General features: G+C 42.5%; 24 protein-coding genes and 1 tRNA gene. 21 read left to right on the forward strand and 4 right to left on the reverse strand.

The features are described 5' to 3' along the window. The gene (locus KXZ66_RS04830; protein ID WP_009966860.1) at positions 1 to 201 is read right to left on the reverse strand and encodes a helix-turn-helix transcriptional regulator; all 201 of its coding nucleotides are present in this window, start codon (positions 199 to 201) and stop codon (positions 1 to 3) included. Positions 202 to 394: 193 nt separating this feature from the next. Here KXZ66_RS04830 and KXZ66_RS04835 point away from each other — a divergent pair. After that, positions 395 to 468, forward strand: a tRNA-Gly gene (locus tag KXZ66_RS04835). 90 nt (positions 469 to 558) lie between these two features. Here KXZ66_RS04835 and KXZ66_RS04840 read toward each other — a convergent pair. After that, complete coding sequence (locus KXZ66_RS04840; protein ID WP_003233449.1) at positions 559 to 1,182, reverse strand: B3/B4 domain-containing protein; 624 nt, start codon at positions 1,180 to 1,182, stop codon at positions 559 to 561. Between the two features lie 82 nt (positions 1,183 to 1,264). Between KXZ66_RS04840 and queG the strand changes: the two genes are divergently transcribed. The 19 genes from queG to KXZ66_RS04935 all read left to right on the forward strand — a co-directional run bounded on the left by queG (position 1,265) and on the right by KXZ66_RS04935 (position 17,500). Further along, the gene (gene queG, locus KXZ66_RS04845) at positions 1,265 to 2,425 is read left to right on the forward strand and encodes a tRNA epoxyqueuosine(34) reductase QueG (protein ID WP_151870318.1); all 1,161 of its coding nucleotides are present in this window, start codon (positions 1,265 to 1,267) and stop codon (positions 2,423 to 2,425) included. Between the two features lie 66 nt (positions 2,426 to 2,491). Beyond that, positions 2,492 to 3,427, forward strand: coding sequence for an amidase domain-containing protein (locus KXZ66_RS04850; RefSeq protein ID WP_010886452.1), 936 nt, complete (start codon positions 2,492 to 2,494; stop codon positions 3,425 to 3,427). Positions 3,428 to 3,464: 37 nt separating this feature from the next. Next, complete coding sequence (gene trmL / locus KXZ66_RS04855; RefSeq protein ID WP_010886453.1) at positions 3,465 to 3,947, forward strand: tRNA (uridine(34)/cytosine(34)/5-carboxymethylaminomethyluridine(34)-2'-O)-methyltransferase TrmL; 483 nt, start codon at positions 3,465 to 3,467, stop codon at positions 3,945 to 3,947. A 125-nt stretch (positions 3,948 to 4,072) separates the two neighbouring features. Further along, on the forward strand, positions 4,073 to 4,714 hold the full coding sequence (locus KXZ66_RS04860) for a YhbD family protein (RefSeq protein WP_003245603.1): 642 nt from the start codon (positions 4,073 to 4,075) through the stop codon (positions 4,712 to 4,714). Next, the gene (locus tag KXZ66_RS04865) at positions 4,705 to 5,418 is read left to right on the forward strand and encodes a bactofilin family protein (protein WP_021479697.1); all 714 of its coding nucleotides are present in this window, start codon (positions 4,705 to 4,707) and stop codon (positions 5,416 to 5,418) included. The genes KXZ66_RS04860 and KXZ66_RS04865 overlap by 10 nt, the downstream gene beginning before the upstream one ends. A gap of 11 nt (positions 5,419 to 5,429) precedes the next feature. After that, complete coding sequence (locus tag KXZ66_RS04870) at positions 5,430 to 6,137, forward strand: hypothetical protein (RefSeq protein WP_124073070.1); 708 nt, start codon at positions 5,430 to 5,432, stop codon at positions 6,135 to 6,137. Positions 6,138 to 6,485: 348 nt separating this feature from the next. Next, positions 6,486 to 8,381, forward strand: coding sequence for a serine/threonine protein kinase PrkA (gene prkA, locus KXZ66_RS04875; RefSeq protein WP_003239626.1), 1,896 nt, complete (start codon positions 6,486 to 6,488; stop codon positions 8,379 to 8,381). A gap of 179 nt (positions 8,382 to 8,560) precedes the next feature. Next, positions 8,561 to 9,739, forward strand: coding sequence for a sporulation protein YhbH (gene yhbH / locus KXZ66_RS04880; protein ID WP_003233432.1), 1,179 nt, complete (start codon positions 8,561 to 8,563; stop codon positions 9,737 to 9,739). A gap of 159 nt (positions 9,740 to 9,898) precedes the next feature. Further along, positions 9,899 to 10,363: a MarR family transcriptional regulator gene (locus KXZ66_RS04885; RefSeq protein ID WP_003233431.1), complete on the forward strand. Its 465-nt coding sequence runs from the start codon at positions 9,899 to 9,901 to the stop codon at positions 10,361 to 10,363. Positions 10,364 to 10,398: 35 nt separating this feature from the next. Next, positions 10,399 to 11,064 carry a biotin/lipoyl-containing protein gene (locus tag KXZ66_RS04890; protein WP_014476241.1) on the forward strand — a complete coding sequence of 222 codons (666 nt, stop codon included), beginning with the start codon at positions 10,399 to 10,401 and terminating at the stop codon, positions 11,062 to 11,064. A gap of 40 nt (positions 11,065 to 11,104) precedes the next feature. Then, on the forward strand, positions 11,105 to 12,703 hold the full coding sequence (locus tag KXZ66_RS04895; RefSeq protein ID WP_003233429.1) for an MFS transporter: 1,599 nt from the start codon (positions 11,105 to 11,107) through the stop codon (positions 12,701 to 12,703). Positions 12,704 to 12,725: 22 nt separating this feature from the next. After that, entirely contained in the window at positions 12,726 to 13,256 is a 531-nt protein-coding gene (locus tag KXZ66_RS04900; RefSeq protein ID WP_003233428.1) for an NAD(P)H-dependent oxidoreductase, read from the forward strand. Between the two features lie 12 nt (positions 13,257 to 13,268). Then, positions 13,269 to 13,643: a hypothetical protein gene (locus KXZ66_RS04905; protein ID WP_003233427.1), complete on the forward strand. Its 375-nt coding sequence runs from the start codon at positions 13,269 to 13,271 to the stop codon at positions 13,641 to 13,643. Continuing rightward, entirely contained in the window at positions 13,643 to 13,798 is a 156-nt protein-coding gene (locus tag KXZ66_RS04910) for a hypothetical protein (protein ID WP_003233426.1), read from the forward strand. Before KXZ66_RS04905 ends, KXZ66_RS04910 begins: the two co-directional genes overlap by 1 nt. Positions 13,799 to 13,802: 4 nt before the next feature. Then, positions 13,803 to 14,564 (forward strand): hypothetical protein, encoded by a 762-nt coding sequence (locus KXZ66_RS04915; RefSeq protein WP_038829220.1) that lies wholly within the window; start codon positions 13,803 to 13,805, stop codon positions 14,562 to 14,564. Positions 14,565 to 14,566: 2 nt separating this feature from the next. Next, positions 14,567 to 14,932, forward strand: coding sequence for a GntR family transcriptional regulator (locus KXZ66_RS04920; protein ID WP_219144832.1), 366 nt, complete (start codon positions 14,567 to 14,569; stop codon positions 14,930 to 14,932). 1 nt (position 14,933) lies between these two features. Further along, positions 14,934 to 15,632 carry an ABC transporter ATP-binding protein gene (locus KXZ66_RS04925; RefSeq protein WP_015252494.1) on the forward strand — a complete coding sequence of 233 codons (699 nt, stop codon included), beginning with the start codon at positions 14,934 to 14,936 and terminating at the stop codon, positions 15,630 to 15,632. A 16-nt stretch (positions 15,633 to 15,648) separates the two neighbouring features. Further along, on the forward strand, positions 15,649 to 16,566 hold the full coding sequence (locus KXZ66_RS04930; RefSeq protein ID WP_038829223.1) for an ABC transporter ATP-binding protein: 918 nt from the start codon (positions 15,649 to 15,651) through the stop codon (positions 16,564 to 16,566). Next, positions 16,559 to 17,500 (forward strand): ABC transporter permease, encoded by a 942-nt coding sequence (locus KXZ66_RS04935; protein WP_024572924.1) that lies wholly within the window; start codon positions 16,559 to 16,561, stop codon positions 17,498 to 17,500. The genes KXZ66_RS04930 and KXZ66_RS04935 overlap by 8 nt, the downstream gene beginning before the upstream one ends. Before the next feature lie 91 nt (positions 17,501 to 17,591). Here KXZ66_RS04935 and cspB read toward each other — a convergent pair whose 3' ends face one another. Beyond that, positions 17,592 to 17,795 (reverse strand): cold shock-like protein CspB, encoded by a 204-nt coding sequence (gene cspB, locus KXZ66_RS04940; protein WP_003224086.1) that lies wholly within the window; start codon positions 17,793 to 17,795, stop codon positions 17,592 to 17,594. 435 nt (positions 17,796 to 18,230) lie between these two features. On the opposite strand from cspB, the gene KXZ66_RS04945 reads away from it, so the two are divergent. Further along, positions 18,231 to 19,061, forward strand: a complete 831-nt coding sequence (locus tag KXZ66_RS04945; RefSeq protein WP_085186401.1) for a MetQ/NlpA family ABC transporter substrate-binding protein — start codon at positions 18,231 to 18,233, stop codon at positions 19,059 to 19,061. A gap of 2 nt (positions 19,062 to 19,063) precedes the next feature. On the opposite strand, the gene dgcK is transcribed toward KXZ66_RS04945, so the two are convergent. Continuing rightward, positions 19,064 to 20,143, reverse strand: coding sequence for a diguanylate cyclase DgcK (gene dgcK / locus KXZ66_RS04950; protein ID WP_021479688.1), 1,080 nt, complete (start codon positions 20,141 to 20,143; stop codon positions 19,064 to 19,066). Between the last annotated feature and the right edge of the window lie 5 nt (positions 20,144 to 20,148).

The following is a 20,148-nucleotide window of genomic DNA, read 5'->3' on the forward strand; positions in this document are numbered from 1 at the left end:
TTAGTTTTCCTCCTCTAACCAAAAGACATCCTCCATTTTCATGGAGAAGGCTTTGCAGATTTTCAGTGCTAACAGCAGTGAGGGAACATAATCGCCTTTTTCGATAGCAGCCACAGTCTGTCTTGTGACGCCGACTGTTTCTCCTAGTTTTTCCTGAGAATAGCCGAAGCGTGCCCTCAGCTCTTTTACTTTATTTTTCATCATGACGTCTGTCCCCTTCACAATCTCGATTGATTATATTGTATAGTATACTTAACATTATGTAAATGGAACTTAACAACTTTACAAAAAGATAACTTTTTTTCGACAAAATTTTTATATTCCCTTGACGAAAAATAAATAAACATGTAATATAAAAAAAGTCAGAGCGGTACTGTTGCTGACAATCACAAATGCGGGTGTAGTTTAGTGGTAAAACCTCAGCCTTCCAAGCTGATGTCGTGAGTTCGATTCTCATCACCCGCTCCATACATACGTTATTAACGCAGTGTTTCGTTTCTCAGATAAACGAAGTATTGCGTTTTTTTATGTAAAAAAGAACACGGTATTCGTGTTCTTTTACGTAAGCCAATGTACTGTATGGGTGCCGCCGTGAATTTGTTCAAACATTTTCGTTAATGATGATAAGAGGTTAACAGCGCTGCTTTTCTCAATCGATGGCGGGAAAAAAATGATTTGCAGCATATTCTTAGTCTCGTTTGAAACGGGATAGTGGTTGACGTTGTTTTTGAAATCGCCAAAAATGCCGTTTTCATCAGAGAAAAGCAGTATGTTTTCTTTTTCTCCCAATGAGATCCGGACCGGCTCATGAAGCTTTCCGGCATCATAAATCATAATAGGCAGAGAATATTTTAATGCGAAAAAATCGATTGTGTCATGGGCCGAGTCTTTACTTTCCATGAATTGTTCCTTGGATATCGGGACCAGCATGTCCTCCATTGGGGTTGTTTCTCCCTCAAATGAAGGGTTAAGCTGTTTAAAGAGTTCCTGCCATTCCTTGACGAAGGATTCATCGGATATACCGCCGTCCGCATAGTCGAAAAACAAGGATTCTTGAAACAGGCGGAGTCTGCCTTTCAGCATTTGCGGTGAGGAGCCGACTTCGATATTCTCATAAATGACAGCAGCTGCATGTAAGCCGGCCGCACGTTCAGTAATAACAGAATCAAGTTTGATATTCACTAGCATTCACTCCAGTTACGTGATATCAACCTATTATAAACGCTGTATCGTTTTATCACAAAGAAAGGAGGCTGTGCAAAACATGAACGTTTATCAGCTCAAAGAAGAATTAATTGAATACGCGAAAAGCATTGGCGTGGACAAGATTGGTTTTACGACCGCTGATACTTTTGACAGTTTAAAAGACCGTTTGATTCTTCAAGAATCACTCGGCTATCTCTCCGGCTTTGAAGAGCCAGATATCGAAAAAAGGGTGACGCCGAAGCTTCTTTTGCCGAAAGCGAAATCAATAGTGGCAATTGCTCTCGCATATCCTTCCAGAATGAAGGATGCGCCGAGAAGCACGAGAACTGAGCGCAGGGGCATTTTTTGCAGAGCTTCCTGGGGAAAAGACTATCATGATGTGTTGAGGGAAAAGCTTGATCTGCTGGAGGATTTTCTAAAAAGCAAGCATGAGGATATCAGAACGAAGTCAATGGTTGATACAGGTGAATTGTCTGATCGCGCCGTTGCGGAACGTGCCGGAATTGGATTCAGTGCGAAAAACTGTATGATCACAACACCCGAGTATGGCTCTTATGTGTATTTGGCGGAAATGATCACAAATATCCCTTTTGAGCCTGATGTGCCGATTGAAGATATGTGCGGGTCCTGCACGAAATGCTTGGACGCCTGTCCGACGGGAGCACTGGTTAATCCCGGGCAGCTTAATGCGCAGCGCTGCATCTCTTTTCTGACCCAGACAAAAGGATTTTTACCTGATGAATTCCGGACAAAAATCGGAAACCGCCTGTACGGGTGCGATACGTGCCAAACGGTATGCCCTCTCAATAAAGGGAAGGATTTTCATCTTCATCCGGAAATGGAGCCTGATCCTGAGATTGCCAAACCGTTATTGAAGCCGCTTTTGACCATCAGTAATGGGGAATTTAAGGAGAAATTCGGGCATGTCTCAGGTTCTTGGCGCGGGAAAAAACCGATTCAGCGAAACGCCATTCTCGCGCTTGCGCATTTTAAGGATGCTTCCGCACTGCCTGAATTGACGGAACTGATGCACAAGGATCCGCGTCCTGTCATCAGGGGGACAGCCGCATGGGCAATCGGAAAAATCGGAGACCCCGCCTACGCGGAAGAGCTTGAAAAAGCGCTGGAAAAAGAGAAGGATGAAGAGGCAAAGCTGGAAATTGAAAAAGGAATTGAGTTGCTAAAAGCTTCAGGCATGACTAAACAAGGCCTGTCCTGACATACGTATAGAGCAGAAGGAAAAAACACTTGAGATCATCCAAGTGTTTTTTCTCTATAAAAAAGTATGGCGGGTGGGGTGAGCTTGAAGTACATTTTAGAACAATTAGCGGAGGAGCGGCTGGGCTTTCTGGTTAACGGGCATGCTATGAGACAGGAGTCTCAAGTCGGAGACCTTAAAGTCATGGAGCGTAAGAAAAAGCTTCTGGAAAAACGTAAAGTTGACATCATAAAAGCGAAAGCAAAGGCCGTGATTAATCATGTGCGGGTTGAGGATGACGGAACGACCTGCCTTTCGTATACCATCCATTACGAATACGTGTGTAAGGAACAAGATGACAGCTTGTATATAGAAGAGCACATAGAGGAGCGAATGGCTTTCCTGTATGATCACATTTTGATTAGTGATCAGGAAATTGCGAAAAAGCCGGCTGGATTTCATGAAGGGACCAGTATTATTGACTATTCTGAAGCTGAAGAGGAAAGAGAAGCGTTTGGCAGGGCTTTTCAATACGATCGTCTCGGCGCTGTCCAATATGCCGAGAAATTTTGGAACAAGCGCAATCCTGCTTATAAAAATTTCAGCGATAACTGTACAAATTTTATTTCTCAGTGTCTTCATGCAGGAGGCGCGCCGATGCGCGGTCATCCGAACAGGGGATCAGGCTGGTGGATGAAACAAAGCTCATGGAGCTACAGCTGGACGGTGGCTCACTCTATGAAAATGTATTTGTCGAATTCAAAGGCCGGACTGCGTGCGGTGCGGGTGAAATCAGCGGAAGAACTGATGCCGGGCGATGTGATTTGCTATGACTTCGAAGGAGACGGCCGGTTTAATCATACAACGATTGTCGTGGCAAAGGACAAAGGCAATATGCCGCTTGTCAACGCCCAGACCTATGACAGCCGGATGAGGTATTGGTCATATGAGGATTCTACGGCATACACGCCGTCAATACGATATGCCTTTTTTCATATCGTTGATGATACGACAAAAGAGTAATTAATGTTATAATGATGGGCGGATAAGAAAAACAGAGGTGAACATTGTGGCATTACATGTCGTTTTATATCAACCAGAAATTCCCGCTAACACAGGGAATATTGCACGTACTTGTGCAGCAACCAATACAACGCTACACCTGATTCGTCCGCTCGGCTTTTCAACGGATGATAAAATGCTGAAGCGTGCGGGACTCGATTATTGGGAGTTTGTTAACGTTGTGTATCATGATTCGTTAGAAGAATTGTTTGAGGCATATAAAAAAGGCAAGTTTTTCTTTATTACAAAATTTGGCCAGCAGCCTCATACATCATTTGATTACACTGATCTTGACGAGGATTATTTCTTCGTGTTCGGAAGAGAAACAAGCGGTTTGCCAAAGGATTTAATTCAAAATAATATGGACCGCTGCCTGCGTCTTCCGATGACAGAGCACGTCAGATCGTTAAATCTGTCCAATACTGCCGCGATTCTTGTTTATGAAGCGCTGCGCCAGCAAAATTACCGTGATTTAAAATAGTGAAAAAACCCGCTCATCGATGATGGGCGGGTTTTTTTGCGGATGTTGAAATGCTTTGTTTCGTTTTTGGGCTTAACAACGTAACAGTGTTATGTTACAATGTACCCATCAAAGGAGCTGGACTTATGGAAGAACAATTAATCTCTAAAAAAGAATTACTTGAAAGAACATCGATTTCATACGGTCAGCTGTATCGATGGAAGCGGAAAAACTTAATACCTGAGGAATGGTTTATTCGTAAATCCACATTTACAGGGCAAGAGACGTTTTTTCCGAGAGAGGAGATTTTAAAACGTATATCAATGATTCAAAAGATGAAAGAAAATTTGTCTTTGGATGAAATGAGGGAAATGCTGTCGCCGAAAATGAAGGATGTCAGCATGACCGCTGATGAATTGCTTCATAAAGGTTTGGTTTCAAGGCCTGCTCTTGAAGCCTATTCAGAAGACGGAGGAAGTCCGGTTTTTTCATCCAGCGATTTGCTTTCGCTGTTTGTGCTTGAGGGCCTGCTGCAGTCTGGAAATGTCAGCCTTGCAGAAGCAAAAATGGCTGCAGAGGTATTAAAGAAGCATGATACTGAAGAGATTGAAAAACAGACGGAGCTGATTGTGCTCCGCAAGCTCGGTGTCACAACTTGTTTTATAGCGGCTGCGGCGGACAGCATTTTGTTTGAATCATCCGTAAAGGTTGTGGAACGGGTAGATTTATTAAAAGCTTCAGAGGAATTAAAAACAACATTTATGCAGGAGGGCCATCAATGGATGTAGTGGAAAAGCTGGTGATAAACGGATCAGGAAGTTCAAAGGGAGGAACATTTCAATCTGTTGAGATTAATGGCAGCGGGACAGTGGCCGGGGACGTGGAGTGTGACACTTTTTCTTTTAATGGAAACGGAAAAGCCGACGGCAGCGTCAAAGCGAAAGCGGTAACCATCAGCGGTTCAGGAAAGATACATGGAGACGTTGAAGCAGAATCTATCCGGATGAATGGCACTGGTTTTATTCAAGGAGAGGTATCTGCAAAACAATTGAAAATCGCTGGATCATCAACATTTGGCGGCACTGTCAAGGCTGATGGCATTGACATTAGCGGAAAAGCTGTCATGGAAGCAGATTGTGAAACAGAAACCTTTCAATCAGAAGGGAAATGCAAAATCAGCGGGCTTTTAAATGCAGACCAGGTGATCATTAAGCTTTCTGCAGGGGAAAGCTATGTGCGGGAGATCGGCTGCCGCCATCTTCAAGTGACCTGCAGAAAAGGAATGCTGACATTGCTCAGATTAATGCCGCAGCCTGTTCTAACAGCAGAGCTGATCGAAGGTGACGTGATTGAATTGACAAATACAAAGGCGAAAACCGTGCGCGGAAATAAAGTGGTCATCGGCCCGGATTGCCAGATTGAAACCGTCGAATACAGCGGGGACTATACCTGTGATCCAAGCGCGTCGGTTGAAACATCCACAAAGTTGTAAGGAGGATCGTAATGGAGACAACAAAACTGGGAAATTTAAAATTATATGGCGCTGGGCATGCCGCAGGAGGCGCGTATCACAATGTCAGCATCAAAGGAGAAGGTGTAGTTGGAGAAGGGCTGTCTGCTGTAGGCTGCCGCATATACGGAACGGGCCTTTTTCTCGGAAAAGCAGAGACTGAGCGGCTGCGTGTGCTCGGAGAAAGTGAATGTAAAGGCGATCTGACAGCCGGCAAAATCAATATATATGGGACAATGAAAGTCAGCGGCTCACTTCAATTTGATCGATTCAATCTGAAAGGCCAGACTGAAATTGGCGGGAATATGACTGGAGAATCCTGCGATGTGAAAGGGAAGCTTAGCGTAATAGGTGATTGTGAAACAGAAATGTTCCATGTCACAGGCTGTGTTGATGTATCGGGGTTATTAAATTCGGGTGAGATCAAGCTGGGATTGAGCCATGATATAAGCCATGTGCAGGAAATCGGCGGAACAACAATTACAGTGAAAAGACGCGCGAGTTTTTTTAGCCGGAAGAAAGGGAAGCTGATCGCCGATGTCATAGAAGGAGATCGGGTTTATTTGGAGAATACCGAAGCGGCAGTTGTCAGGGGAAAAGAAGTGATCATCGGGCCGGGATGCAGCATCGGAACGATTGAGTACGAAAACAAATGTGAATGCGATCCGCATTCACAGATTAAAGAAAAAACAAAACTGTAAAACATTGTTCTGTTATACAAAAAGGTGCTCTTTCAGGAGCACCCTTTTTTATTCTTTTCCAGGCTTGCTATCGTATCCTGCGGTAAAAATTGATACTAAAAAAGTGACAATGACACCCATCATGATGATTGTTTTCACCGTCTCTCCCCCTCTTCAATTTTTCCGTGCTGTCCGAGTCTGGATGATTCTGTATTTTTCTTTATTATGAACGGTCGCGGTCTGCCTTGTCAACGATGTATAAGTATCTTTATTTTTAAGAAACCAAAGCATGTATCACGGGATGGCGGCATAGATTGTATCAAAGTACCTTATTTGCATAGTGTATCAAACATGATAGAGGAGGTCCTTATGGATATATTAAAGAAAATTGAACAGTACAGAGAGGAAGAGCAGCGGCTGAAATGGGAAGGAACTTTTGCCGATTATTTGGAGATTATTAAAGAAAATCCGATGGTCGCGCAATCTGCTCATTCTCGAGTTTTTAATATGATAAAAGACAGCGGGATAGAGGAGATTGACGGGCGCAAGAAGTACAGTTTTTTTGACCGCGAGCTGTTCGGGCTTGAAGAATCTCTGGAGCGTCTTGTGGAAGAGTATTTTCATCCGGCTGCCAAACGTCTAGATGTCAGAAAGCGGATTCTATTGCTGATGGGGCCTGTGAGCGGCGGTAAATCCACGCTGGTCACAATGCTTAAAAAAGGTCTCGAAGCGTACACGCTGACAGATAATGGCGCTGTATATGCGATTAAAGGCTGCCCGATGCACGAGGACCCTCTACATTTAATCCCCCATCATTTACGCGATGACTTTTACAGGGAATACGGCATTAGAATAGAAGGAAGTCTTTCTCCTTTAAATGTCATGAGGCTGGAGGAAGAGTACGGAGGAAGAATTGAGGATGTGAAGGTGGAGCGCATCTTCTTTTCAGAAGATAAGCGTACGGGAATTGGAACATTCAGTCCCTCTGATCCGAAATCTCAGGATATTGCCGATTTGACGGGGAGTATTGATTTCTCAACAATCGCCGAGTACGGTTCAGAATCAGATCCGCGTGCTTACCGGTTTGACGGAGAGCTGAATAAAGCGAACCGCGGGATGATGGAGTTTCAGGAGATGCTGAAATGTGATGAGAAATTTCTCTGGCATTTGCTTTCCTTGACACAGGAAGGGAATTTTAAAGCTGGGCGGTTTGCGTTAATTTCTGCTGATGAGCTGATCGTGGCTCACACGAATGAAACGGAGTATCGCTCATTTATTTCTAATAAAAAGAATGAAGCCCTGCACTCAAGAATCATCGTGATGCCAGTTCCTTATAATTTAAAAGTGTCTGAGGAAGAGAGAATTTATGAAAAAATGATCGCAGAAAGCGATGTGGCGGATGTTCATATTGCCCCGCATACGTTGAAGGTCGCCGCGATGTTCTCAATCCTTACCCGGTTAAAAGAGCCGAAACGGTCGGATATTGATCTGGTCAAGAAAATGAGACTGTATGATGGAGAAAGTGTGGAAGGATATAATTCTGTCGACGTTGAGGATATGAAAAAAGAATATAATGATGAAGGTATGAGCGGCATTGATCCGAGGTACGTGATCAACCGGATTTCTTCAACGATTATCAGAAAAAATATGGAATCGATTAATTCTCTCGATGTCCTTCGTTCCTTAAAAGAAGGTCTTGATCAGCACCCATCAATTTCAAGCGAGGACAGAGAGCGGTATTTGAATTTTATTTCTGCCGCCCGCAAGGAATATGACGACATTGCGAAAAAGGAAGTTCAAAAAGCGTTTGTGTATTCGTATGAAGAATCAGCAAAAACACTTATGGACAATTACCTCGATAACGTAGAGGCTTATTGCAATAAAAATAAGCTTCGTGATCCTTTGACAGGAGAGGAAATGAACCCTGACGAAAAGCTGATGAGATCCATCGAAGAGCAGATCGGCATTTCGGAAAACGCCAAAAAAGCGTTCCGCGAAGAAATTTTAATCCGCATCTCGGCCTATGCGAGAAAAGGCAAGCGGTTTGATTACAATTCCCATGAAAGACTGCGTGAAGCTATTCAGAAAAAGCTGTTTGCTGATCTGAAGGATGTCGTTAAAATTACGACCTCAACAAAAACGCCGGATGAGCAGCAGCTGAAAAAGGTAAATGAAGTCGTGGCCCGTTTAATTGATGAGCACGGCTACAACTCGACGAGCGCCAATGAGCTGCTGAAATATGTCGGCAGCCTGCTGAACCGATAAGCAACGTGACCCGTCCGAATAGGGCGGGTTATTTTGTCCCATTTTCTAAATAGTTTGTCAATTAAACGTGCATATGTGCATATGATGAATATAAATCTTTTCAAAAGACTTGTTTCATAATCTGGCACAAGCCGGAATACGTATGTATCACGACCACAAATGGTTAAGGAGGGGAATTCATGTCCCAAAATGACAGCGGCCATTTTTTGATTTCTGAGGAAAACTGGTCCCTCCATCGCAAAGGCTTCGATGACCAGCAGCGCCACCAGAAAAAAGTGCAGGAAGCGATCAAAAACAATCTTCCGGACCTCGTAACTGAGGAAAGCATTATTATGTCTAATGGAAAAGATGTAGTGAAGATCCCAATCCGTTCACTTGATGAGTATAAAATCCGTTATAACTATGATAAAAATAAACATGTAGGGCAAGGAGACGGCGAGAGCCAGGTTGGAGATGTTGTGGCCCGGGATGGATCAGACAAAAAACAAGGGCCTGGAAAAGGGCAGGGTGCCGGTGATCAGGCAGGCGAGGATTATTATGAAGCGGAAGTTTCATTAATGGATTTAGAAGAAGCGCTTTTTAAAGAATTAGAGCTTCCGAATCTCCAACAAAAAGAGCGGGACAATATCATTCATACAGATATCGAGTTTAATGATATCCGTAAAACAGGGTTAACCGGTAATATTGATAAGAAAAGAACGATGATGTCAGCCTTTAAACGAAACGCAATGTCAGGAAAACCGTCGTTCTACCCAATTTATCCGGAGGACCTGAAATATAAGACGTGGAATGACATCACAAAGCCCGAATCAAAAGCCGTCGTTTTAGCCATGATGGATACAAGCGGCAGTATGGGGGTTTGGGAAAAATACATGGCCAGAAGCTTCTTTTTCTGGATGACCCGTTTTTTGCGGACAAAATACGAGACTGTGGAAATTGAATTTATTGCCCATCATACAGAAGCAAGAGTGGTCTCGGAGGAGGATTTTTTCTCAAAGGGAGAAAGCGGCGGAACCATTTGTTCTTCCGTATATCGGAAGTCGCTTGAGCTTATTGATGAAAAGTACAATCCCGCCCGCTATAACATTTACCCGTTTCATTTTTCTGACGGTGACAACCTGACATCTGATAACGCGCGCTGTGTGAAACTGGTCAATGATATTATGAAGAAGGCCAATCTATTCTGCTACGGCGAGGTCAATCAGTACAACAGGCATTCAACGTTAATGTCTGCATATAAAAATGTAAAAGATGAGAAATTTAAGTACTATATTTTAAAACAGAAATCTGATGTTTTTCAGGCTCTAAAGAACTTTTTCAGAAATGAAGAGTCTGGTGTAAGCCATCAATTTTCGTAATGAAAAGCCCATTTCAGGGCTTTTTTTTATTTAATAAAAGCAAGAAAACGCTTGCGAAAAAAATACGGGAGAAAAAGAAATTTTTCCTTTGACAAATCTTCTTTCATTTATTAATATTTTATCTTGTGAACTATTATTGAGGAATGAGGTGAAAAGGAGTTGACTGAATCAGAACGTGCTTTGCTCACTTTTGAACAGCTCTTCGATACGTCTCGGGCGATATATAAAAAACAGAAGAAGATATTGGAGATTGTGCTTGAGCCTTTTGATATTACAGTCCTTCAATATTTGCTGATGTTTAAAATTCATCAAAGCGGAAGCACCCCGCTAAGCAAGCTGGCAATGTCGCTTGATCTTAAGCCTGCTTCTGTGACGCGGATGACAGATATTCTGTATAAGCGCCAATTGATGAATCGATATGACAGTCCGGATGACCGCCGTATCGTCATGATTCAGTTAACCGAAGAGGGGGAAGAACTGATAGAAAAAGCCGCTGTGCAATATGCAAAAATGGGTGCTGGCTTGTACCAAAAGCTTGATACCTCCCAGCTGCAGTATTTGCGCAAACTAGCCGGAAGCTTAACGAAGCTTGCTGAAGGCTGTTCAGAAAAAAGCGGTAATTAAAAACTTCTCACATATTTTCACCAGCTTTCCGCAAAATGATAGAGGATGAAACGAAAGGAGAAAACAAAATGAACAGAGGACGTTTAATTCTGACCAACATTATCGGTTTGATTGTTGTTCTTGCAATTATAGCTGGAGGTGCTTACTACTATTATCAAAGCACAAACTACGTAAAAACAGATGAAGCAAAAGTAGCGGGCGATATGGCTGCTATTACTGCTCCAGCAGCAGGTAAAGTATCTGACTGGGATCTGGACGAAGGAAAAACAGTGAAAAAAGGCGACACAGTTGCAAAAATCAAAGGCGAACAAACTGTTGACGTAAAATCCATTATGGATGGAACAATTGTGAAAAACGAAGTGAAAAACGGACAAACCGTACAAGCTGGTACAACAATTGCACAAACGATTGACATGGACAACCTATACATCACAGCAAATATTAAAGAAACAGATATTGCGGATATTGAAGTAGGAAATAGTGTAGACGTAGTAGTTGACGGAGACCCTGATACTACATTTGACGGTACTGTAGAAGAAATTGGTTATGCGACTAACTCAACTTTTGATATGCTTCCTTCTACAAATTCAAGCGGAAACTACACAAAAGTAACACAAAAAATTCCTGTGAAAATTTCAATCAAAAACCCATCTGATAAGGTGCTTCCTGGAATGAATGCATCTGTTAAAATTTCTGAGTAAAACAGATCAGTCATCAAACCATGAAAGGAGGTTGTCTTAGATGGCTACAGGCAAAGAAAAAAATGCAAAAAACCCTATGTCATTGCTGATTGTGCTAATGGCGGGTTTATTTTTGGCAATTCTAAACCAAACACTGCTTAATGTTGCAATGCCGCACTTAATGACTGAATTTGGCGTAAGTGCAACGACGATTCAGTGGCTGACAACAGGTTACATGCTTGTTAACGGTGTATTGATTCCGTTATCTGCTTTCCTGATTACACGATTTGGCCAGCGGAGTCTCTTTCTCGTCGCGATGTTTTGTTTTACGCTCGGTACGTTAGTCTGCGGTATCGCACCTAACTTCTCTACAATGCTGATCGGCCGTTTGATTCAGGCCGTGGGCGGAGGTATCTTGCAGCCGCTCGTTATGACAACCATTCTGTTAATTTTCCCGCCTGAAAGCAGGGGGAAAGGAATGGGGATTTTCGGGCTAGCGATGATGTTTGCTCCAGCGGTCGGCCCGACTCTTTCCGGGTGGATTATTGAGCATTATACATGGCGCATTATGTTTTACGGACTTGTGCCGATCGGCGCAATTGTTATCATTGTGGCTTTCTTCATCTTTAAAAATATGGTGGAGCCGCAAAAAATCAAACTCGATACTCTTGGCGCAATCCTATCGATTGTCGGATTCGCCTCCTTATTATACGGAGTCAGTGAAGCCGGGTCTGACGGCTGGACCGACCCGATTGTATTGTCTACAGTTATTATCGGAGCCATTGCAATTGTTGCTTTTGTTGTTCAGCAATTGCGTCATGATGATCCGATGCTTGATTTCAGAGTGTTTAAATATGACATTTTCTCACTCTCGAGTGTCATTAATATCATTATAACAGTGGCACTTTACACTGGTATGTTCCTTTTACCGATCTATCTGCAAAACCTGGTCGGCTTTACGGCGCTTCAATCCGGTCTGCTTCTGCTTCCGGGTGCGATCGTTATGCTGATTATGTCACCGATCTCAGGTATATTGTTCGATAAATTCGGACCGAGACCGCTTGCGATTATCGGGCTTCTCGTGACAGTGGTAACAACATATCAATACACGCAATTGACAATTGATACACCATATACACACATCATGCTGATCTATTCAATTCGTGCATTTGGTATGTCTCTCTTAATGATGCCAGTCATGACAGCCGGGATGAACCAGCTTCCTGCCCGTCTGAACAGCCACGGAACGGCGATGAGCAACACGCTTCGCCAAATCAGCGGATCAATCGGAACAAGTTTAATTACGACGATTTATACAAACCGGACGACATTCCATTATTCACAAATTGCAGATAAAACAAGCACGGCGGACCCGAACTTCCTCCATGCGTTCCAAAATGCAGTTTCGAATTTAATGGTGAATATGAATGTGTCTTATGATACGGCGAAAACATATGTGTACTCACATATTTATAAACACGCGTCACTCGATTCCAATGTCATGGGGATAAATGATGCCTTTATGTGGGCAACCTTATTCTGTGTAGCAGGTTTGATTTTAAGTATCTTCCTGCGTGACGTCAGAAAAGATAAATTGCGTAAGAAGAAAAAAGAGGAGCTTTCATTACTTCCTGCTCCAAAAGAAGCTAAGGAATCTTAATCTGTACAGGGAGGTTTCCTGAATGAAAATTTATGTAGTGTATGATAGTGAAGGCGAACATACTAAAGTGCTTGCAGAAGCGATTGCTGAAGGCGCGCGAGAAAACGACGCGGCTGAAGTGTTCATCGACCATGTAGATCAGGCTGATATCCGCAAGCTTAAAGATATGGATGCGATTATTTGGGGATGCCCAGGGCATTTCGGAACAATCAGCTCCGGTCTTAAAACTTGGATCGACAGACTTGGCTACTTGTGGGCTGAAGGCGAGCTGATCAACAAAGTCGGTGCTGTCTTCTGCACAACGGCAACAACACACGGCGGCTTGGAAATGACAATGCACAATTTAATCACGCCGATGTTCCACCAAGGCATGATTGTTGTCGGACTGCCTGGCAACGTGCCTGAAAACGCACTTTATGGCTCTTATTACGGAGCAGGTGTCACTTGTCCGGTAGACAGTGATGAGTTAATGTCTGAGGAAGGTATTCAGCTTGGACGCGCGTTGGGAAGACGTGTCAGCCAAGTCACAGGAAACCTAACAGCAGGACAGTAAGGAGAGGTTGAAATGGCCATTATTATAGCAATAATTGCTGCTGTCATTGTCATTGCGGCCCTTATTACATTTAACGTCCGCAACGCCTCACCTGGACCTGAGAAGCAAGAAGCAACCGATAGAATCGCACCTCCAGAAGAGGAAAAAAACGAAGCGCATTACCCTGCTGAAGCAAGGGCAGCCGAGCATACGCCATCCGTTGTCAAAAACGATTCTCCAAAAGAGAAGCGTGACACAATGGGTGATGATATTTACAGGCAGGCGCTGCAAAAGTTTAAGCATTCTGATGAAGTTCATGCAGAAGAAGAGGTCACTGAGGAAAGTGACAAAATGCAGGACCGCAGCTATCGTGATGCGCTGCTCTCTATGAAAAATAAGAAAAAGTAATGAAAAAGGCAAATCCGTTTACTCATGCGGGTTTGCCTTTTTTGCTGTTTCCATCAATTATGTTTTTATCAAATAAATCCATGGAATATGTTGTATTCCACCTTGATCTAGTGTACTATGTTACTCATACACCGAGGATTTTTTCCGGGAGGTAAAGACATGAATTCTTTTTTAGGTTTATTAAAGAAAGATATCAAGCTTTCAAGAATGTGGCTGCTAGTATGGATATGCGGAATCATTTTCTTATTGGGGACAGGCCATATTATAGCTTCTCGCACGAAAGAACCTCTAGTCATTTTTGGTTTTTTTGTTGCAGTTGCTTTTTTTCTGCTTTTCTTATCTCCTGTTTTTGTGTTTTATCACCTTCGCAAGGAAGGGAAATCACAGCTTTGGCTGTACAATCCAAATGGCGGCTTATGGCTGTTTTCTTCTAAATTGGCAGCATCTTTGCTCTATCAATTTGTGATTCAGTTGGCATTAACAGCCTATGGCATATGGATGTATCATATGCTCTCTGTAAAAAATCTGCTGGAGCATCAAGTTGATATAACGAGTACAGTGGCTTTGCTGAATATGTATGGGCTTATTTCTTCGTTAGATATGTCAGTAACAGTCATTGTATTTTGGACTGTTTTTCACTCTCTCAGAAATTGGCGCGGAATGCGGTGGGCTGCGATGGTTCTGTTGGTTGCAGTGTGGTTATTCTTCGATGAATACATCATAAGCCCTTTGGTTGAATCTCAAAAGCATTTCTGGCCTGTAACAGTCTATTGCAATTTTGATTTCCACTTCCACAATGTTTGGAGATTGGAACTAAAACCTATCCATCTGTCTGTGCTAGGGTTTCCTATTGCTATAGTCATCACGTTCTTGCTGCTCATCATGGCTTCAAAACTGCTTGATCGTAAAGTAGAGGTGTAAATATGGACAATCAATTCAAATCCTCGAAACCGATTTATCTGCAGATCGCTGATCAGATCTTTTATAGGCTGGTCAGGAAGGAGCTGCTCCCAGGAGACAAGCTTCCTTCAGTAAGAGAAATGGCGATTCAAACTAAGGTAAATCCCAATACAATTCAAAGAACGTACAGTGAGATGGAAAGGCTGGGTATTGTGGAGACAAGAAGAGGTCAAGGGACGTTTATTGCGGAAAAAGCAGAAATCGTAGACGAGCTGAAAGACAAGCTGACACGAGAGGTGCTGGAAGGCTTTGTCAAGCAAATGAAAGAGCTAGGGCTAACGAAAGAGGAAATGTTAGAAGGGATTAAAACATTCACAGAGGGAGGCTAAAATGGAAATCAAGCTAGAACATGTATCAAAAAAATACGGCCGCCATACGGCCGTCAATGATGTGTCAATCACCCTATCATCCGGACGGATTTATGGCCTGATCGGACCGAACGGCAGCGGCAAGTCAACGACCCTGAAAATGATGGCTGGCCTTCTGTTTCCGACTTCAGGATTTGTGAAAGTTGATGAAGAGCAGGTTACGAGAGAAATGGTGCGTCAAACGGCTTATCTTACTGAGCTTGATATGTTTTATCCGCATTTCACTGTTAAAGATATGGTGAATTTTTATCAGTCGCAGTTTCCTGATTTTCAAACAGAACAGGCTTATAAGCTATTGAATGAGATGCAGCTGAATCCGGAAAAAAAGATCAAAAAGCTATCAAAAGGAAATCGTGGCCGGCTGAAAATCGTTCTTGCTTTAGCGAGACGGGCAGACGTCATCTTGCTTGATGAACCTTTTTCCGGGCTTGATCCGATGGTCAGGGATTCCATCGTAAACAGCCTTGTGTCGTACATTGATTTTGAGCAGCAGATTGTCGTGATCGCGACACATGAAATTGATGAAATTGAGACTTTGTTAGACGAAGTAATCATCCTCGCCAATGGAGAAAAAGTTGCGCAGCGTGAAGTAGAAGATATTCGTGAACAGGAAGGCATGTCTGTGTTGCAATGGTTTAAATCAAAAATGGAAGTTTGCTAGAAAGAGGAGGAATATGATGAAAACAGTGTTGGAATTGAAAAACGTGACTAAAAACATCAGAGGCCGAACGATCATTGATGATCTCAGTTTTACGATTCGTGAAGGCGAGGTATTCGGTTTTTTGGGACCAAACGGAGCGGGGAAAACGACAACCATCCGGATGATGGTGGGGTTAATGAAGCTGTCGAAAGGTGATGTCCTCATTTGCGGCCAATCAATTACGAAAGAATATGGCAAGGCGATTAAGCATATTGGAGCGATCGTTGAGAATCCCGAGCTGTATAAATTTTTGAGCGGATATAAAAATCTCCAGCAATACGCAAGGATGGTCAAGGGTGTCACGAAGGAAAAAATTGATGAAGTTGTTGAACTGGTCGGTTTAACAGACAGAATCCACGACAAGGTGAAAACATATTCTCTGGGGATGAGACAGCGTCTTGGCTTGGCACAATGCCTTCTGCACGATCCGAAAGTGCTGATTTTGGATGAACCGACAAACGGCCTTGATCCGGCGGGGATCAGAGAAATCAGAGATCATTTAAAGAAGCTGACCCGAGAAAGAGGAATGGCTGTCATCGTTTCAAGCCACCTGCTGTCAGAAATGGAACTGATGTGTGATCGAATTGCGATTCTGCAAAAAGGAAAGCTGATCGATATTCAAAATGTAAAAGATGAAAACATTGATGAGAACGATACATATTTCTTCCAGGTTGAGCAGCCGAATGAAGCCGCTGCTGTTTTAAATCAGTACGATTTGCTGAGTAAGACAAATGGTGTAGAAATCAAACTGGCTAAAGACGAAGTCCCTGCGGTTATTGAATTGCTGGTGATGCAGCAAATCCGTATTTATGAGGTCAAGGTTATAACAAAATCATTAGAGGACCGTTTCTTAGAAATGACAGGTGAAACAAAAGAGGAGGTTCAACATGCTTAATTTGATTTATAATGAGTGGCTCAAAATTTTCAGCCGTGCCGGAACATGGGTGATGATCGGAATTCTGGGGCTGACAATGGTTGGATTTGCATTTTTGGCGAATCATTTTTCTGCTGGTGAATCAAATTCCCATTGGAAACAAGAACTTCAAGCACAAAACGCCGAATTAAAGAAAGAAATCAAAGAAGATCCTTCACTGAAAGATGGGTATAAAGAAACAATCACACTCAACGACTATCGCATCGAGCATAATATCCCTAGTGACACGGGCTATACGGTATGGTCTTATGTAACGGATTCAGCAAACTTTACCATCCTTACCGGTCTGTTTACTATTATCATCGCGGCCGGAATTGTCGCGAACGAATTTAATTGGGGAACGATTAAGCTATTAATGATTCGGCCGCTCAGCCGTTTTCAAATTTTGATGTCCAAATATATTACAGTTCTCCTGTTTGGGCTCCTGTTGCTGTTGATTTTATTTATCGGTTCTACTTTATTAGGGTTGATCTTCTTCGGGACGGGTGGTGAAACCGCCGCGAATATTCATTTAATCTATAAGGATGGCCATGTCATTGAGCAAAACATGATGGGGCATTTGGCCACAACGTATCTTTCTGAATCCGTCTCGGCTTTAATGGTGGCGACGATGGCATTTATGCTGTCTGCGGTATTCAGAAACAGCTCTCTTGCGGTTGGTTTTTCCATCTTCTTATTGGTTGCCGGTACGACTGCAACTGCATTTATTGCAGCGAAATTTGACTGGGCAAAGTATATATTGTTTGCTAATGTCGACTTGACTCAGTATGTGGATGGCACACCGTTAATAAAAGGGATGACTATGACGTTTTCTATCGTCATGCTGGCGATCTACTTTATCATCTTCTTGTTGCTTGCTTTCGGAATCTTCATGAAGCGGGATATTGCAAACTAATAAAGAAAGCTGTTTTGCATAAGCAAAACAGCTTTTTTGTCAAAATAAAAACTGCAGGTTTGCACCTGCAGTTTTTCATATCAATTTATGCTTACGCTTCTTTAGTAACGTTAGCAGCTTGTGGTCCGCGGTTTCCTTCAACGATTTCAAAAGAAACAGCTTGGCCTTCTTCTAAAGTTTTGAAGCCTTCGCCTTGAATAGCAGAGAAATGAACGAATACATCGTCTTGACCTTCTACTTCGATGAATCCGAAACCTTTTTCAGAGTTGAACCATTTTACTTTACCTTCTAACATGAAATTTCCTCCTAAAGCGATCATAACGCTTAAATTCACTATTCTTGCTCTTAACAAACTTTCAAGACGAAAACTCTTACAAAACTTTCTTCTTAAAGATAGTTCGAACAAAAATAATTACCTTTACTCTACCAGTAATCTTCGGAAAAAACAACTGCTTATTGAAACTTTTTTCGGAAAATACCATATTTATTTTTCAATTTGATATTTATTTGCGGAAATTCATCTGCTTTCTCGATATGTGATCATACGTTTGCCTTAGTATTCCTTCATTTTGGGAAGATAAGTAATAGGAATTGACAACCTTATTGGATATGAGTAAGGTAAAAGTTAATCAATATTACAAATGACAACGTTTATCAACTAAGAGAGCGTATGATTTTTATGTCTGATATTGCTTGCATGCTCTAATACATAGATAGGAGTATGGTCACAATGAAAAAGTGGCTTATATGCAGTTTCGTCCTTGTTCTTCTCGTTTCATTTACTGCATGTTCACCGTCTGCAGAACATGAATCGATAAAAATCGGGATTGCTGAGTCTGACGGGGCAATATGGAACTATATTGCTCAAAAGGCTGAAGAGGCAGGGCTGGATATTCAGCTGATCCCTTTTTCTGATTATGCGGAGTCTGATATCGCACTTGCTAACAAAGAAATTGATGCCAACGCCTTTCAAACCATTTCATATTTTCAGTCGTTCACTCAAAAATACAAACTTAATTTGGCACCGCTCGGAACGACATACATAACGCCCATGGGCATTTATTCAAAACGATATGACCGAATCCGAGATATACCGCGAGGAGCTGTCGTTTCTGTTCCGGATAGAGCGTTCGATTTTGGCAGGGCGCTTACGGTGCTCCAGGAAGCGGGTTTGCTAACGCTGAAAAACGGATTTAACGGAACAGGTTCAGTTGATATGATTAAAGATAATCCGAGACACCTGAAATTAAAAGCTGTCCGGCAACAGGATGCAGTGAGCGGTGCCGACGTGTTTGTCATGAAACCATCAGAAGCAAAAAAAGCGGGCCTGAACCCGAAAAAGCATACGCTAAAGAGCGGCGGACTCATGTCTGAGGAAGAGATGAATTTGATTGTTGTCAGAGCGGAGGATCAAGACCGGGAAGCGCTGCAAACCATTCTTGAGCTTTATCAAGCTGATGATACAGCGGCATTTATAGAAAAAGAATATCAGGGAGATCTTGTCCCGGCTTTTCTGCCTTTGAAACGTCTTTCAGATTGGAAGAATGAATTCGAACATTGAATTCATTCTTTTTTTTCTGAAAAACACACTCTGTTCCGTCCCGTTTCTTTCGCTTTGTAAAGCATTTGATCGGCAAGAATGGGCAAGGATCCTGGCTGTTCCGTATTATTGGGGTAATGAGCGGCTCCTAGTGATATCGTAACTGAAAGCTCTTCGCCGTTTGTTAATACAATCGGTGCATCGCTTACAGCGCTCCTGATCCGTTCAGCGATTCGGGCTGCTTTATCAAGAGAACAGTTCGGCAGGAGAACGGCAAATTCTTCACCGCCGATCCGAGCGGCAGGATCTGTATTTCGGATGCTCTGCTTCAGACGTAACCCCAGCTCTTTGAGCACCTGATCTCCTTCATGATGGCCATATTGGTCATTGATGGTCTTAAAATGATCGATATCCATATAAATCAGTGCAAATTGAAAATGCGGGGTATCGGCCGCCTGCTGATACAGAGCTTTTGTGGTTTCTTCAAACTTTCTTCGGTTATACACGCCTGTTAAAAAGTCAAAGTGCGCCTGAAACTTATATTGTTTAAAAAGAAGATGTGCATTTGTTTCATGATCAATAATATATAAACTGAGCATGCCGCCCGCTATTGATATGATCCAAAAATACAAATGAAGTTCGTATGAATGTAAATCTATAAGAAAATAAAAGGAAAAGGAGATCAAGCTATTTGTGATTATTAAAAGATAGAAAGCATGTTTTAGTTGAACTTTTTTTCTTCTAGAAACAATGAGTGACGGAATGGCAGCGATACAAATGATAATAACCGAGTATAGTGCAGATGTGTTCATCGTAATCAGCAAGCGGCCTGCAGTGATCATGGCCAGGGCCGTTGCCGTTGAAACCCAGCCTCCATAAAGAGCGGCAATCATAATAGGGATATTTCGAAGATCAATAATTGAATGCTGATAGGTAAATCCAAAAACCATCAGAATAACCCCGAGCAAACCGCAGGCCAGTCCTTTAACAGCTTGAAAGGATATGCTGTCTTTTTTATGTACTAGCCTTTCTTTAAACAGGTGGGTGAAGAGATAATTAAATGTGATTAAAATGGTCAAATTTACAAACAGTTCTTTCAGCAAATATT

This window comes from Bacillus sp. LJBS17 (genome assembly GCF_019334685.1).
GTDB classification, from domain to species: domain Bacteria; phylum Bacillota; class Bacilli; order Bacillales; family Bacillaceae; genus Bacillus; species Bacillus subtilis.